Raw genomic sequence first — 14,529 nt, forward strand, 5'->3', positions numbered from 1 at the left:
AGTTCACATGGCCCGTGGCGGCATAACCAAAGCACTGGTGCAGATCGCGCGTACAGCGATCCTCGCCCGTGGCGAACACCCGAGCATCGATGCAGTACGCATTGAAATGGGCAACACCGGCTCGAAAACCACGATCCATCGCTATTTGAAAGAACTGGATGACGGCGCCCAGCCCGTTGAAGCCTCGGCTGAGCCTATCGATGACGAGTTGACCGCCCTCGTCTCCAGGCTCGCCCAACGCCTCAAAGAACAAGCGCAAGAGCCCATCGAGCAAGCCCGCGAGCAGTTCGAGGAGCAGCGCGAAGCACTGGAGTCGGAGCTGCAACAGACGCGTCAGGCACTGGAAAAGCTCGAACACGAGCACGACATTCAAGGCGCTGCACTGGCGCGTGAATCCGAAGCGCTGAACAACACGCGCTCGATGCTGCAGACGGAGCAGACCCGCAATGCCGGGCTGAATCAGGCATTAGCCGACTTTGAGTTGCGCTTGCAGGACAAGGACGAGCAGATCCGCTCGCTGGAAGAAAAACACCTGCATGCCCGTGACGCGCTGGAGCACTACCGCAACGCCAGCAAAGAGCAGCGCGAGCAGGAACAGAGCCGCCACGAAGCGCAGGTGCAGCAGATTCAGGCCGAATTGCGTCAGGCGCAGCAAAGTGCATTGGTCCGCCAGGACGAGATCACGCAACTGCACCGCGACAACGAACGCCTGCTCACGGAAAACCGTGGCACGCAGCGCGAACTGAGTCTGCTGCAGGATCAGCTCAAGCAGAGCAATCAGCGTCAGGATCAACTGCTCGAGCAAGCGACCCGCGTCGACAGCGAACGCACCCTCCTCCAGGAACGCCTGCGCGTGGCCACCCTGGAAAGCCAGACACTCAAGCAGAGCGTCGAGGAACAGACACTGCTCAACCAGTCACTGGAAAAGGAATTGAACAAGGCTCAGGCAAGCCTGGAAGAAAGTCAGCGTCTGGCGGCTACCGTTGCGGCAGCGCCAGACTCAGCCAAGCCGAAAGACGCTTAAGCGCCGACCGGCGTACGCATGGTGACGAATTCTTCGGCGGCCGTCGGGTGCACCCCGATCGTGTCGTCGAAGTCGCGCTTGGTTGCGCCAGCTTTCAACGCAATCGCCAGGCCCTGGACGATCTCACCAGCGTCAGGGCCGACCATGTGGCAGCCGAGGACTTTGTCGGTCTTGCCGTCGACCACCAGTTTCATCAGGGTTTTTTCCTGGCACTCGGTCAGGGTCAGTTTCATCGGCCGGAACCGGCTTTCGAAAATCACCACGTCGTGGCCAGCCTCGCGCGCTTCTTCTTCGGTCAAACCAACTGTACCGATGTTCGGCAGGCTGAACACTGCAGTCGGGATCATCTTGTAATCCACTGGGCGGTATTGCTCAGGCTTGAACAGACGCCGCGCTACGGCCATGCCTTCTGCCAGAGCCACAGGCGTCAGCTGCACGCGACCGATGACATCACCCAGGGCGAGAATGGACGGCTCGCTGGTCTGATATTGCTCGTCAACCTTGATGAAGCCTCTGTCGGTGAGCTGCACATCGGTGTTTTCCAGCCCCAGATTGTCGAGCATCGGACGCCGACCCGTGGCGTAGAACACGCAATCCGCTTCCAGCTCACGACCATCTTTAAGGGTGGCTTTCAAGCTGCCATCGGCCTGCTTGTCGATACGCGCGATGTCGGCATTGAACTGCAGGTCCAGGCCACGCTTGGTCAGCTCTTCCTGCAAATGCTTGCGCACCGAACCATCGAAGCCGCGCAGGAACAGATCGCCGCGATACAGCAGCGTGGTGTTCGCGCCAAGGCCGTGGAAGATCCCGGCAAATTCGACCGCGATGTAACCGCCGCCAACCACCAGCACACGCTTTGGCAGCTCCTTGAGGAAGAACGCCTCATTGGAACCGATCGCGTGCTCGCGCCCCGGAATCTCCGGAATCTGCGGCCAGCCGCCGGTGGCGATGAGAATGTTCTTCGCGGTGTAACGCTCACCATTCACCTCAACCTCATGCGGGCCGACAATCTTCGCGTGCGCCTCATGCAAGGTCACGCCGCTGTTGACCAGCAGATTGCGATAAATGCCGTTGAGGCGATTGATCTCGCGATCCTTGTTGGCAATCAGCGTCGCCCAATCGAAATTTGCCTCACCCAGGCTCCAGCCAAAACCGGACGCCTGCTCAAAGTCTTCGGCGAAATGCGCGCCGTACACCAGCAACTTTTTCGGCACACAGCCGACGTTAACGCAGGTCCCGCCCAGATAACGGCTCTCCGCCACCGCCACTTTCGCACCGAAACCGGCCGCAAAACGCGCAGCACGCACACCGCCGGAACCGGCACCAATCACATAAAGGTCAAAATCGTAGGCCATTTCTATCTCCTCGGCAGGGGATCAGCATACCTGCAGCCACCCATTGGGCAAGCGCTGCCAATCATATGGGGGCGCAAAATAAAAAAACCCGCCGAAGCGGGTTTTTCTTACAGACAATTCAAGCGCTCTTAATAAGCCTTGCCAGTCTTGTAGAAGTTCTCGAAGCAGAAGTTGGTTGCTTCGATGTAGCCTTCAGCACCACCGCAGTCGAAACGCTTGCCTTTGAACTTGTAAGCCATGACGCAGCCGTTCTGGGCTTGTTTCATCAGGGCGTCGGTGATCTGGATTTCGCCGCCCTTGCCTGGCTCGGTTTGTTCGATCAGGTCGAAGATGTCCGGAGTCAGGATGTAACGACCGATGATTGCCAGGTTCGACGGCGCGTCTTCCGGCTTTGGCTTCTCGACCATGCTGTGAACGCGGTAGATGTCGTCGCGGATCATCTCGCCGGCGATAACGCCGTACTTGCTGGTTTCCTGCGGATCGACTTCCTGGATGGCGATGATCGAGCAACGGAACTGCTTGTACAGCTTGACCATCTGGGTCAGTACGCCGTCGCCTTCGAGGTTGACGCACAGGTCGTCCGCCAGCACCACGGCGAACGGTTCGTCACCGATCAGCGGGCGACCGGTGAGGATCGCGTGGCCCAGACCTTTCATTTCGGTTTGACGGGTGTAGGAGAACGAGCACGAGTCGAGCAGTTTGCGGATACCTACCAGGTATTTCTCTTTGTCGGTGCCTTTGATCTGGTTTTCCAGCTCGTAGCTGATGTCGAAGTGGTCTTCCAGAGCACGCTTGCCACGACCGGTCACGATGGAAATTTCCGTCAGGCCAGCGTCCAGAGCTTCTTCAACGCCGTACTGGATCAGTGGCTTGTTTACCACCGGCAGCATTTCTTTAGGCATGGCTTTAGTCGCTGGCAGGAAGCGAGTACCGTAACCGGCTGCTGGGAACAAGCATTTCTTGATCATATAAGTCCTTGAAAGGGCTGTGTGTACGAGTTTCGGCGCAGTCTAATCAGGCGGCGTGCACCTTACAATGCCCCGCACTGGCTAACCGATGCCAACATAGAGAAATATTCTCGCCGATAGTTCCATCGACATCCTGGCGCAGCCAGATCAGCGTAGCTCAAAGCAGCCGAGAAACTGAATCACCATACGCTCATCGCCCCCCAATGCGAGCATTTGCCGGTATCATGGCGCCTTTGAACCAGCGAACGAGACAGATAGATGGCTGCGGTAAAAATCGTCAACGGGTATGTGATCGACAAAAAAGACGGCAAGTGGACGCTGACCACGACCAATGGCGAACACATCGCCGGGCCTTTCGACAGCGAACAAATGGCGACCGATGTAGCGGCAGTGTTCACCGACACTCCGGCATCGGCCAAGCGCCGTGGCAAAGATCAGGACTGATCGACTGCGACGCCCCAAGCCCTGCCCTTGAGCAGGGCTTTTTTGTGCCCACTTACAAACAAGTGGCCAAACGCTATAACCTTTTCACACCGGCGCTGTCAGAGCGTCTAGTCCCCCTCGCTGAAGACCACAAACATGAATCTGAAAAAATGGCTGCCCCTGATCGCGGTATTGGCACTGGCCGGTTGCGCCACCTCCCAACCCACATACCTGAACAATGGTGAACAGGGGCTATCGATCGATTGTTCCGGCGAAGCGAATTCCTGGGCGACCTGCTATGAAAAAGCCGATGCCTCCTGCGCGGGCACTGGCTACCGAATCGTTGGCACCGACGGCACACCCCAGCCCAAGGAAAGCGACAAAACCCTGGGCGTTGATGTCGGCAACTACAAGAACCGCAGCGTTGTCGTGGTCTGCAAATAGACCTTACATATGAATTTCGGCGAACTTGATCCCGAGTCCACGAACGACTTCGATCAGATCGTCGAGACGGTTGAAGGATTCGACTTCGTCGTTATCGTCGACCAGAAAGTAGCTGCGCCCGGCGCTCTTCTTGAAAAACACGATCCACTCACCCGGATTCGCCGGGTTCTGGATAACATGGGTGGCAGAGATCAGGCCCTCTACGTGGCGCTCCCGTACTTGCTCTCGCTTCATCGCGACTCCAGAAATGAAAATGCCGTCACAGCATGACTGCGACGGCATCGGTGCTGATGACTGTCAGTCTATCAGCCGGAAATACACGCATTGGCGGCCTTTTGCACGTCACGCGGGCGAACCGGCACATTCGACATGCGCTCATGCAACTTGATGCTGCTGCCACCGGAGCGATCTTCGATATCAAACACCGCGGCTGCACCCGTAGAAAGTTTCCCCGGTACGATGACCCGAACCCCGTCCTTGTGCGGCTGCACTTGCAGCGCGCCGCGGCTGTCTGCCAGTTTATCGGCCAGACACTGGGCATATTCATGGGGTTTCTTGCCGGAGATCACGCTCATGGTCGGCAGCGTTTCATTGATTTCGGAAACACTCGCACAACCACCCACAGCCAGAATCAACGGCAGACACACCACACCCCACTTCATACAAAACCTCCGTTAAAGACCGTCCGACAGCACAAATGCCGTTTTTCTCCGGGGCCTTCTGCATTTAACCCGCATCCGATTGCGAATATCTGTTCAAAATTGTCAAACCAACGCCCGACGGCCAGATAATAACCCGTGCGGGCTGATAAACTGCGCGCAATTACAAGCTATCGTTTTGATTTTGTAGAAAAAGCCCTTCTGGAGGCGCCCATGAAATTCATTCACCAGCGCGAACACCTCAACGAAGACGACATCGTCGTCATCCAATGCTCGCAAATGTGCAACATCCGTCTGATGAACGACGCCAATTTCCGCAGCTTCAAGAACGGCGGCCGTCACACCTATCACGGCGGCGCCTTCGACACCTTCCCGGCCCGTATCACCGCGCCGAGCACCGGTTTCTGGAACATCACCATAGACACGGTCAACCGCCGTGCGATCAGCGTAACCCGCAAGCCGACGCTGACCCACTCGATCAAGATCATCCGTCGCTCCAGCACCAAACTCAGCTGAGACACACCGCTCAACCAGAAAGGAAAGCATGACCGTGGCCCAAACAACCAAATACGTCATCAAGTACAAACTCAACGGTGAACGCCGCTTCGAGTTCGCGCAGCTGGAAAACGGCACTGCCGAAGAAGCCAAGGCCGCTCTGGAGGCCCTTCACGGCCAGAGTGACGACGTGATCAGCGAAATCTCGGTAAGCAAAGCACTGTAAGACGCGGCAGCGAATTCGACCGCAAGCGGCGGAGTGTTCTGCCGCCAGGCCTTGCCTAGACTGACTTTCTTCGACCAAGCGTCAAGGAGTCAGCATGTCGATGTCACCCTCGCGTCTGGATTCGCTCGACTGGGCAAGCCTTGCGCAGCAACTGGATCAGGACGGCTACGCGATCATCCGTTCGCTGCTGCTGACCAACACCTGCGATCACCTGAGTGCGCTGTATCCACAGACCGAACCGTTTCGATCGCAGGTCATCATGGCCCGCCACGGTTTCGGTCGCGGCGAGTACAAATACTTTCGATATCCCCTGCCGACACCGGTAGAACGCCTTCGCTGCGCGTTGTATCCGCGCTTGGTCCCCTTGGCCAATCGCTGGTACGAACGCATGCACCTGCCCGAACGTTTCCCTCCGAACCACGCCGAGTTTCTTCAGCGTTGCCATGCCGCCGGTCAACGACGCCCTACCCCTCTTCTGTTGCAGTACGGCCCGCAGGACTACAACTGCCTGCATCAGGACCTGTACGGCGAATCGGTTTTTCCGCTGCAAGTGGCGATTCTTCTGTCAGAACCCGGGCAAGACTTCAGCGGCGGAGAGTTCGTTCTCACCGAGCAGCGCCCGCGCATGCAATCTCGCCCGCACGTACTCGATCTGACGAAAGGTGATGCGCTGATCTTTGCCGTGAATCAGCGCCCGGTCAGAGGCGTGCGCGGCGACTACCGGGTGACCATGCGCCACGGCGTCAGTCGCCTGCACAGTGGAAAAAGGCATACCCTAGGCATCATCTTTCACGACGCAACCTGATGGCCATGTCCTCAACAACTCTCGACCTGTTCGCTGACCACGAACCTGAACAACAAGCCCGAGCCGAACAGATTGGCGAGCAATCCTGGCTATTGCGCGGCTTCGCCCTGCCGATTGTCGATCAATTGCTGCCGGCACTGGACGCCGTTCTCGCAGCGGCCCCCTTGCGCCACATGGTCACACCGGGCGGTTTCAGCATGTCAGTCGGCACCAGCAGTTGCGGTGAGTGGGGCTGGATCACTGATCGCAGCGGCTATCGTTATTCGAGTGTCGACCCGCTCAACGGGCTGCCTTGGCCGCAGATGCCGAAATCCTTCGCTGCTCTGGCGCATTCGGCAGCCGAGCGAGCTGGCTTCTCTGGCTTCAATGCAGATTCCTGCCTGATCAATCGCTATGTCCCCGGCGCAAAAATGTCATTGCATCAGGATAAAGATGAAAAGGACTACGCCGCGCCGATCGTTTCCCTGTCACTCGGATTGCCTGCCATATTTCTGTTCGGCGGTTTTGCGCGCAGCGACAAGACCCGGCGTATTCCGCTGCTGCACGGTGACATGGTGGTCTGGGGCGGCGTCGACCGATTGCGCTACCACGGTGTATTGCCAATCAAGCACGGTCAGCATCCGCGCTTGGGTCAACAGCGGATCAATCTGACGTTTCGGCTGGCTCGCTAAACCCGAAAAATTTGACCGCAAGGCCCGGAGTGTTTTGCCTGGCGAGGCTGGATAACCTGAATCAAACAGGTCAACGGATTACTCATCATGAAAACGCTTTCGACCCCGCTTGATACCGAACATGATCCACGCTGGGCCGCCGTGCTTGCACGGGATCCACAGGCGGACGGGCAGTTTGTCTATGCGGTAAAAACCACGGGCATCTACTGCCGCCCGAGCAGCCTGGCACGCTTGCCGAAACCGCAGAATGTCGAGTTTTTCGACACCGCCCAACAGGCCGAAGCCGCGGGTTATCGGCCGAGCAAACGTGCGAGCAAGGATCAAAGTGATGTCGCCGCGCAGCATGCCGCGACCGTCGCCACGGCATGCCGGCAAATCGAGATGGCCGAAAATCCGCCCGCCCTGAACGAGCTCGCAGAGACGGCCGGTTTGAGCCCGTTTCACTTTCATCGCGTGTTCAAAGCCGCCACTGGCCTGACGCCAAGAGCCTACGCCGCCGCCCATCGCTCGCGCAGAGTGCGTGAACGTCTCGCGGACGGCAATTCGGTGACGGACGCTCTATACGACGCAGGCTTCAACTCCAACAGCCGTTTCTACGAATCTGCCAACCAACTGTTGGGGATGAAACCTGGCGACTACCGCGCTGCCGGTCAAAACAACGACATCCATTTTGCCGTAGGCCAATGCTCGCTGGGCGCGATTCTGGTGGCGCAAAGCGAGCGTGGAGTGTGCGCGATTTTGCTGGGTGACGACCCGCATCAACTGGTGTGCGACCTGCAGGATCAGTTTCGCAAAGCCAACCTGATTGGCGCAGACAGCGGGTTTGAACAGTTGATCGCCAAAGTCGTGGGTTTTATCGAAGCACCGGCCATTGGCCTGGATCTGCCACTGGACGTGCGGGGGACGGCGTTTCAGGAACGCGTCTGGCAAGCCTTGCGGGAGATTCCGCTCGGCAGCACCGCCAGCTATGCCGAGATTGCCCAACGCATCGGCGCGCCGACGTCCATGCGCGCAGTGGCTCAGGCGTGCGGGGCCAACCGCCTGGCGGTGGCGATCCCTTGCCACCGCGTGGTGCGCAGCGATGGCAACCTTTCCGGTTATCGCTGGGGGGTCGAGCGCAAGCGTCAGTTGCTTGAGCGCGAGACGCCGGCGTGAACGGTCAATGGATGCTACGCAGCCTGAAAACCTGTCAGCGATTGACGTCCACCACAACCCGTCCGCGAAGTTGCCCGGCGAGCAGTTTTGGCGCCGCCTCGATGGCTTCACTCAGGCCGATTTCGTGGCTGATCAATGCCAGCAGCGAGAAATCCAGATCCTTCGCCAGACGCTCCCACGCTTGCAGCCGGCGGGCCTTGGGCTGGGTCACGCTGTTGATACCGGCGAGGGTCACACCGCGCAAAATAAACGGCGCCACTGACGCCGGGAAGTCCATGCCTTGGGCCAGACCACAGGCGGCGACGGTGCCTTCGGCGCGGGTGCTCGCGCAGGCATTGGCCAGGGTGTGACTGCCAACCGAATCGATCACCGCCGCCCAACGCTCTTTGGCCAGTGGCTTGCCGGGCGCTGACAACGTCGCACGGTCAATGATTTCGCCGGCGCCCAACTGCTGCAGATATTCATGCTCGGAGACCCGTCCGGTGGACGCGACGACGCGGTAGCCGAGTTTGCTCAGCAGGGCGATGGCAAAACTGCCGACACCGCCGTTGGCCCCCGTGACCAGCACCTCACCCTGCTCTGGCGTCACGCCATTACGCTCGAGCGCCAGAATGCACAGCATCGCCGTATAACCGGCCGTACCGACAGCCATCGCTTGCGCCGCCGTAAAGGCCTTGGGCAATGGAATCAGCCAATCGCCATTGAGTCGCGCCTTCTGCGCCAGACCGCCCCAGTGATTCTCGCCAACACCCCAGCCATTGAGCAGCACCTGATCACCCACCTTATAGTCGGGGTGTGAACTGGCTTCCACGGTGCCCGCAAGATCGATCCCCGGCACCATCGGAAACTTGCGCACCACCGGACTGCTGCCGGTAATCGCCAAGCCATCCTTGAAGTTCAGCGTGCTGTACGCAACAGCCACGGTGACATCGCCTTCAGGCAATTGCTCCTCGTTGACCTGTTGCAGGTTGGCGCGATAACCGCTGTCGTCTTTGTCGATCACAATGGCGTTAAACATGACTGCCTCGCTGGACTGTTTTCAGAATGTCGTGCCTTGAAATAGCACATCGCAACACCTTGCCACATTCGACTTTGCGCCAATCGGCGAATTCGCCGGGCATTTCCATGGCCCGCATCTATGCTTTTTCGACGGTCGTGGTTTCGCCGAAATTCTTAAAGAGTTCGCCATTGCCGCGACCACCGGCGTACCAGCAATTTTCATCACGCTTCTGGAGGCCAAAGAACGGCGGATGTCATCGACGCTGAAAAACTGCACGGGTTGTTCTGAATTTCCAACTGGCCCCGAATCCGGTTTTGCTGCTAAAAACCGGTTTTGCCCCCTGCCCGCTACACCGTTTGGAGAACCGCCCTCATGAGCCAATGGCCAGACACCCGTCTTCTTGATCTGCTCGGCATTGAATTGCCGATCATCCAGGGCCCGATGGCCGGTGCGACGAATTCGTCCATGGTCATCGCCGTGTGCAACGCCGGCGGCCTGGGTTCGATGCCGGCCGCGATGTTGAGCATCGAGCAATTGCGCGAAGAGCTGAAAACCATCCGCCAGCACACCGACAAGCCCTTCAACGTGAACTTCTTCTGCCATCAGCCACCGGCAGCCGATGAGCAACGTGCACGTGACTGGAAGCATTTACTGGAACCGTATTACCGTGAACTGGGCGCCGATTTCGCTGCACCGACGCCGGTGTCCAACCGCGCGCCGTTCGATGCCGCAGCCTGTGAAGCGCTGGAAGAGTTTCGACCTGAAGTGGTGAGCTTCCATTTCGGTCTGCCAGAGAAATCCTTGCTCGAGCGGGTCAAGGCGACCGGGGCGAAAATTCTCTCATCGGCCACGACGGTCGATGAAGCGATCTGGCTGGAACAGAACGGCTGCGACGCGATTATCGCCATGGGCTACGAGGCCGGCGGGCATCGCGGCATGTTTCTCAGTGATGATCTGAGCAGTCAGGTCGGCACGTTTGCCCTGGTGCCTCAGGTGGTCGATGCGGTGAGCGTACCGGTGATTGCCGCCGGGGCAATTGCTGATGCGCGCGGCATGGCGGCGGCATTTATGTTGGGGGCCTCAGCAGTACAGGTCGGCACCGCCTATCTGTTCACGCCGGAAGCAAAAGTCAGCGCCGCTCACCACAAGGCGCTGCGCACCGCCAAGGAAAGCGAAACGGCAATCACCAATATTTTTACCGGGCGGCCGGCACGGGGCATTCTCAATCGCATCATGCGTGAACTGGGCCCGATTTCGCCCCAGGCACCTGCATTTCCCTTGGCCGGGGGTGCGCTGATGCCGCTGCGAGCGATCAACGAAGCAGAGTTTGCCAACCTCTGGGCCGGTCAGGCATTCACCTTGGGCAAAGACCTCGGTAGCGCTGAACTGACTCGACAATTGGCCGAAGGCGCACTGGCAAAACTCGCTCGCCGCTGAAGCTGCACAGCGTGAAGATTCAAACATCCTCACGCTGGTTTTAACCAACACTTCCTGTTTGGCGGCATTTCGCTATATATTTCGCTATATAGCGAATTCACCCCTCGCATCGGCGCAGCCCACTTCAAACAATAGCTGCCCGCTGCACTCGTCAATAACGGAGCTGTTACATGACCATTCGTGCCTCACGTCTTGCCCCTGGTTGCCTGGCCTCTTTGCTCGCCGTCTTCGCCGTCTTCGCCGTCGGCACAGTTCAGGCTGATGAAGTGCAGGTGGCCGTGGCAGCCAACTTCACCGCGCCGATCCAGGCCATCGCCGCCGATTTCGAAAAAGACACCGGGCACAAACTGGTCGCAGCCTATGGCGCCACTGGCCAGTTCTACACTCAGATCAAGAACGGCGCGCCGTTCGAAGTGTTCCTCTCCGCTGACGACACCACCCCGGAAAAACTCGAAAAAGAAGGCGAAACCGTCAAAGGTTCGCGTTTCACCTACGCGATCGGCACGCTGGCGTTGTGGTCGGCGAAAGAAGGTTATGTCGATGCGAAAGGCGAAGTGCTGAAAAAGAACGAATACCAGCACCTGTCCATCGCCAATCCGAAAGCTGCGCCATACGGCCTGGCCGCCACGCAAGTGCTGGAAAAACTGAAATTGACCGACGCCACCAAAGCCAAGATCGTTGAAGGCCAGAACATCACTCAGGCTTATCAGTTTGTCTCGACCGGCAACGCTGAGTTGGGCTTTGTCGCCCTGTCGCAGATCTACAAGGACGGCAAAGTCAGCAGCGGTTCGGCATGGATCGTCCCTGCGAGCATGCACGACCCGATCAAACAGGATGCGGTCATTCTGAACAAAGGCAAAGACAACGCCGCCGCCAAAGCCTTGGTTGAATACCTCAAAGGCCCGAAAGCCGCTGCGGTGATCAAGTCCTACGGTTACCAGCTCTAAAATGTCACTGACGAGCGCCGATTTCGCGGCGATCTGGCTGACCCTGAAACTGGCGTCCCTGACCACCGCGATCCTGCTGGTGGTCGGCACGCCGATCGCCCTGTGGCTGTCGCGCACCGATTCATGGCTGCGCGGCCCGATCGGGGCGATCGTCGCCCTGCCCCTCGTACTGCCTCCGACCGTGATCGGTTTCTATCTGTTGCTGATGATGGGCCCGCACGGCTTTCTCGGCCAGTTCACCCAATGGCTGGGCCTGGGCACTTTGACGTTCAGCTTCACCGGGCTGGTGATCGGTTCGGTGATCTATTCCATGCCGTTCGTGGTGCAACCGCTGCAGAACGCGTTCTCGGCGATCGGCACCCGTCCCCTGGAAGTGGCCGCGACCTTGCGTGCCAATCCGTGGGACACGTTTTTCAGCGTGATTGTGCCGTTGGCGCGCCCCGGTTTTATCACCGCAGCGATACTCGGTTTCGCGCATACCGTCGGTGAGTTCGGCGTGGTGCTGATGATCGGCGGCAACATTCCCGACAAGACCCGCGTGGTTTCCGTACAAATTTATGACCACGTCGAAGCGATGGAATACGCGCAGGCTCACTGGCTGGCCGGGGCGATGCTGGTGTTTTCGTTTCTGGTGTTGCTGGCGCTGTACTCCAGCCGCAAGACCCGCGCAGGCTGGAGCTGATCGATGATCGATGTGCGTTTGAAACGGGTCTATACGGGCTTCAGCCTCGATGTCGACCTGCACTTGCCGGGCCGTGGCGTGACTGCGCTTTATGGGCATTCCGGCTCGGGTAAAACCACCTGTCTGCGTTGCATTGCCGGGCTTGAGCGCGCTGAACATGGCTTCATCCAGATCAACGATGAAGTCTGGCAGGACAGCGATAACGGCATTTTCGTCCCGCCACACAAACGCGCGCTCGGCTATGTATTTCAGGAAGCCAGCCTGTTTCCGCATCTGTCGGTGCTGGCCAATTTGCAGTTCGGTCTCAAGCGCATCGCCAAGTCCCAGCGTCGGGTCGACATGGCGCAGGCCACCGAACTCTTGGGCATCGAGCATTTGCTCGAGCGTCATCCGCAGCATTTGTCGGGAGGCGAACGCCAGCGTGTCGGCATCGCCCGCGCCCTGCTGACCAGCCCGAAACTGCTGCTGATGGACGAGCCGCTGGCCGCTCTCGATAGCCAGCGCAAAAGTGAAATCCTGCCGTACCTGCAACGTCTGCACGACGAACTGGACATTGCGCTGTTGTACGTCAGTCATGCCCAGGATGAAGTGGCGCGACTGGCCGATCATCTGGTCTTGCTCAGCGAAGGCAAAGCGCTGGCCAGCGGCCCGATTGGCGAAACCCTCGCACGTCTTGACCTGCCGATGGCGATGGGTGATGACGCCGGGGTGATCATTGAAGGTCAGGTCTGCGCCTACGATGCGCAATATCAACTGCTGAGCCTGCAATTGCCGGCCACCGAGATGAGCATCCGTGTGACGCACGCGCCGATGGAACCGGGTCAGCCCCTGCGCTGCAAAGTACACGCGCGGGATATCAGCCTGAGCCTGCAGAACAGCGAATTCAGCAGCATCCTCAATCGACTGCCGGTGACGGTGGTCAGCGAACAATCGGCGGACAACGCCGCCCACGTGTTGATTCGCCTTGATGCTGGCGGCACTCCGCTGCTCGCGCGTATTACACGCTATTCCCGGGACCAGTTGGGCGTGCATCCGGGCCAGCATTTATGGGCGCAGATCAAAGCGGTCGCAGTCCTCGCTTAAATCATTCGGCACCACGGCAACGGCGTGCGGTCAATCGTTTTACAGACCGCCGCGCCATCAAAGGAAACTGCCATGCCCGACACCGTGCTGACTGCCGACCTGCCATCCGACCTGCATTACGTCGACGACACCCAGCCCGGTATCACCCGCAAGAAGCTGCGTGGCAAGTTCAGCTATTTCGAGCCGTCCGGCCAGCGCATCAGTGATCCGGATGAAATCAAACGCATCAATGCCCTTGCCGTACCACCCGCCTATACCGATGTGTGGATCTGTCCGGATCCGCGCGGTCATCTGCAAGCCACCGGCCGTGATGCCCGTGGCCGCAAGCAATATCGCTATCACACGCGCTGGCGCGAAGTGCGCGATGCCGACAAGTATTCGCGCCTGCGTGAGTTCGGTCTCGCGTTGCCGAAACTGCGCAAGCAACTGGAGGCGCTATTGGCCGCGCCCGGCTTCAGTCGTGACAAGGTCATGGCGACGGTGATCACCCTGCTCGACGCCACATTGATCCGGGTCGGCAATACGCAATACGCCCGCGACAACCGTTCCTACGGCCTGACCACCCTGCGCAGCCGACATGTCGAAGTCAACGGCAGCGCGATCCTGTTCCAGTTTCGCGGCAAAAGCGGCATCGAACACCAGATCACCGTCAAGGATCGGCGTCTGGCGCGCATCATCAAGCGTTGCCTGGAGATTCCCGGCCAAAACCTGTTTCAGTATCTGGATGAAAACGGTGAGCGACACACCGTCAGTTCTTCCGACGTCAACGCCTACCTGCAAACCCTGACCGGCGCCGATTTCACCGCCAAGGATTACCGCACCTGGGCCGGCAGTGCCTTGGCGCTGGCGGTGTTGCGCGAGTTGCAATGGGAGTCCGAGACCGAGGCCAAGCGGCATGTGGTGGAGATGGTCAAAGGCGTCGCCAAGCAGTTGGGCAACACCCCGGCGGTGTGCCGAAAATGCTACATTCACCCCGCCGTGGTGGAGAAATTCATGCTCGGCGCCCTCGCTGAACTGCCTCGCCCGCGCGTGCGCAAAGGCCTGCGTGCGGAGGAAGTGGCGCTGGCGATGTTTCTCGAGCGAATGAGCGAGATGACCGACGCACCTTGATCCGCCGCACATCGTCAACTAGGCTAGCGACCTCTCCTCCTTCGG

18 protein-coding genes are annotated in these 14,529 nt (G+C 59.0%); 13 read left to right on the top strand and 5 right to left on the bottom strand.

The features are described 5' to 3' along the window. The first annotated feature begins 7 nt into the window (after window positions 1-7). Window positions 8-1,024, top strand: coding sequence for a DNA-binding protein (locus tag CLU80_RS29790; protein ID WP_099759284.1), 1,017 nt, complete (start codon window positions 8-10; stop codon window positions 1,022-1,024). On the opposite strand, the gene gorA is transcribed toward CLU80_RS29790, so the two are convergent. Beyond that, on the bottom strand, window positions 1,021-2,379 hold the full coding sequence (gorA, locus tag CLU80_RS29795) for a glutathione-disulfide reductase (RefSeq protein WP_099759285.1): 1,359 nt from the start codon (window positions 2,377-2,379) through the stop codon (window positions 1,021-1,023). The genes CLU80_RS29790 and gorA overlap by 4 nt on opposite strands. Window positions 2,380-2,507: 128 nt before the next feature. Continuing rightward, on the bottom strand, window positions 2,508-3,347 hold the full coding sequence (gene galU, locus CLU80_RS29800; protein ID WP_093431079.1) for a UTP--glucose-1-phosphate uridylyltransferase GalU: 840 nt from the start codon (window positions 3,345-3,347) through the stop codon (window positions 2,508-2,510). 258 nt (window positions 3,348-3,605) lie between these two features. Between galU and CLU80_RS29805 the strand changes: the two genes are divergently transcribed. Both CLU80_RS29805 and CLU80_RS29810 read left to right on the top strand, forming a co-directional pair. Continuing rightward, the gene (locus CLU80_RS29805) at window positions 3,606-3,791 is read left to right on the top strand and encodes a hypothetical protein (RefSeq protein WP_090283267.1); all 186 of its coding nucleotides are present in this window, start codon (window positions 3,606-3,608) and stop codon (window positions 3,789-3,791) included. 135 nt (window positions 3,792-3,926) lie between these two features. Beyond that, window positions 3,927-4,214: a hypothetical protein gene (locus CLU80_RS29810; protein ID WP_093431076.1), complete on the top strand. Its 288-nt coding sequence runs from the start codon at window positions 3,927-3,929 to the stop codon at window positions 4,212-4,214. 3 nt (window positions 4,215-4,217) lie between these two features. Here the strand turns inward: CLU80_RS29810 and CLU80_RS29815 are convergent, their stop codons facing one another. Continuing rightward, window positions 4,218-4,448 (bottom strand): hypothetical protein, encoded by a 231-nt coding sequence (locus CLU80_RS29815; RefSeq protein WP_008082673.1) that lies wholly within the window; start codon window positions 4,446-4,448, stop codon window positions 4,218-4,220. Window positions 4,449-4,519: 71 nt separating this feature from the next. Then, window positions 4,520-4,876, bottom strand: coding sequence for a hypothetical protein (locus tag CLU80_RS29820; RefSeq protein ID WP_093431070.1), 357 nt, complete (start codon window positions 4,874-4,876; stop codon window positions 4,520-4,522). A 210-nt stretch (window positions 4,877-5,086) separates the two neighbouring features. Here CLU80_RS29820 and CLU80_RS29825 point away from each other — a divergent pair, with 210 nt between their 5' ends. The 5 genes from CLU80_RS29825 (at window position 5,087) to ada (ending at window position 8,225) form a co-directional block, all read left to right on the top strand. Next, window positions 5,087-5,389: a DUF1883 domain-containing protein gene (locus CLU80_RS29825; protein ID WP_007912251.1), complete on the top strand. Its 303-nt coding sequence runs from the start codon at window positions 5,087-5,089 to the stop codon at window positions 5,387-5,389. Between the two features lie 34 nt (window positions 5,390-5,423). Further along, on the top strand, window positions 5,424-5,594 hold the full coding sequence (locus CLU80_RS30470) for a hypothetical protein (RefSeq protein WP_093431686.1): 171 nt from the start codon (window positions 5,424-5,426) through the stop codon (window positions 5,592-5,594). A 94-nt stretch (window positions 5,595-5,688) separates the two neighbouring features. Next, on the top strand, window positions 5,689-6,399 hold the full coding sequence (locus tag CLU80_RS29835; RefSeq protein WP_099759286.1) for a 2OG-Fe(II) oxygenase: 711 nt from the start codon (window positions 5,689-5,691) through the stop codon (window positions 6,397-6,399). A gap of 5 nt (window positions 6,400-6,404) precedes the next feature. Then, entirely contained in the window at window positions 6,405-7,070 is a 666-nt protein-coding gene (alkB, locus tag CLU80_RS29840; RefSeq protein WP_099759436.1) for a DNA oxidative demethylase AlkB, read from the top strand. A gap of 87 nt (window positions 7,071-7,157) precedes the next feature. After that, window positions 7,158-8,225, top strand: coding sequence for a bifunctional DNA-binding transcriptional regulator/O6-methylguanine-DNA methyltransferase Ada (gene ada / locus CLU80_RS29845; protein WP_095126348.1), 1,068 nt, complete (start codon window positions 7,158-7,160; stop codon window positions 8,223-8,225). A gap of 34 nt (window positions 8,226-8,259) precedes the next feature. Here ada and acuI read toward each other — a convergent pair whose 3' ends face one another. Further along, on the bottom strand, window positions 8,260-9,243 hold the full coding sequence (gene acuI, locus CLU80_RS29850) for an acrylyl-CoA reductase (NADPH) (RefSeq protein WP_099759287.1): 984 nt from the start codon (window positions 9,241-9,243) through the stop codon (window positions 8,260-8,262). 354 nt (window positions 9,244-9,597) lie between these two features. Here acuI and CLU80_RS29855 point away from each other — a divergent pair, with 354 nt between their 5' ends. From CLU80_RS29855 to CLU80_RS29875, 5 genes are all read left to right on the top strand, one after another. Further along, window positions 9,598-10,662 (top strand): NAD(P)H-dependent flavin oxidoreductase, encoded by a 1,065-nt coding sequence (locus CLU80_RS29855; protein ID WP_099759288.1) that lies wholly within the window; start codon window positions 9,598-9,600, stop codon window positions 10,660-10,662. A gap of 170 nt (window positions 10,663-10,832) precedes the next feature. Further along, window positions 10,833-11,609 (top strand): molybdate ABC transporter substrate-binding protein, encoded by a 777-nt coding sequence (gene modA / locus CLU80_RS29860; protein WP_099759289.1) that lies wholly within the window; start codon window positions 10,833-10,835, stop codon window positions 11,607-11,609. A gap of 1 nt (window position 11,610) precedes the next feature. After that, window positions 11,611-12,291 carry a molybdate ABC transporter permease subunit gene (modB, locus tag CLU80_RS29865; protein WP_093431052.1) on the top strand — a complete coding sequence of 227 codons (681 nt, stop codon included), beginning with the start codon at window positions 11,611-11,613 and terminating at the stop codon, window positions 12,289-12,291. A gap of 3 nt (window positions 12,292-12,294) precedes the next feature. Beyond that, window positions 12,295-13,374: a molybdenum ABC transporter ATP-binding protein gene (gene modC, locus CLU80_RS29870; RefSeq protein ID WP_099759290.1), complete on the top strand. Its 1,080-nt coding sequence runs from the start codon at window positions 12,295-12,297 to the stop codon at window positions 13,372-13,374. A gap of 72 nt (window positions 13,375-13,446) precedes the next feature. After that, window positions 13,447-14,484, top strand: a complete 1,038-nt coding sequence (locus CLU80_RS29875) for a DNA topoisomerase IB (protein WP_099759291.1) — start codon at window positions 13,447-13,449, stop codon at window positions 14,482-14,484. Window positions 14,485-14,529: the final 45 nt, after the last annotated feature.

Source organism: Pseudomonas sp. 29, from assembly GCF_002754355.1.
Classification (GTDB): Bacteria; Pseudomonadota; Gammaproteobacteria; order Pseudomonadales; family Pseudomonadaceae; genus Aquipseudomonas; species Aquipseudomonas neuropathica.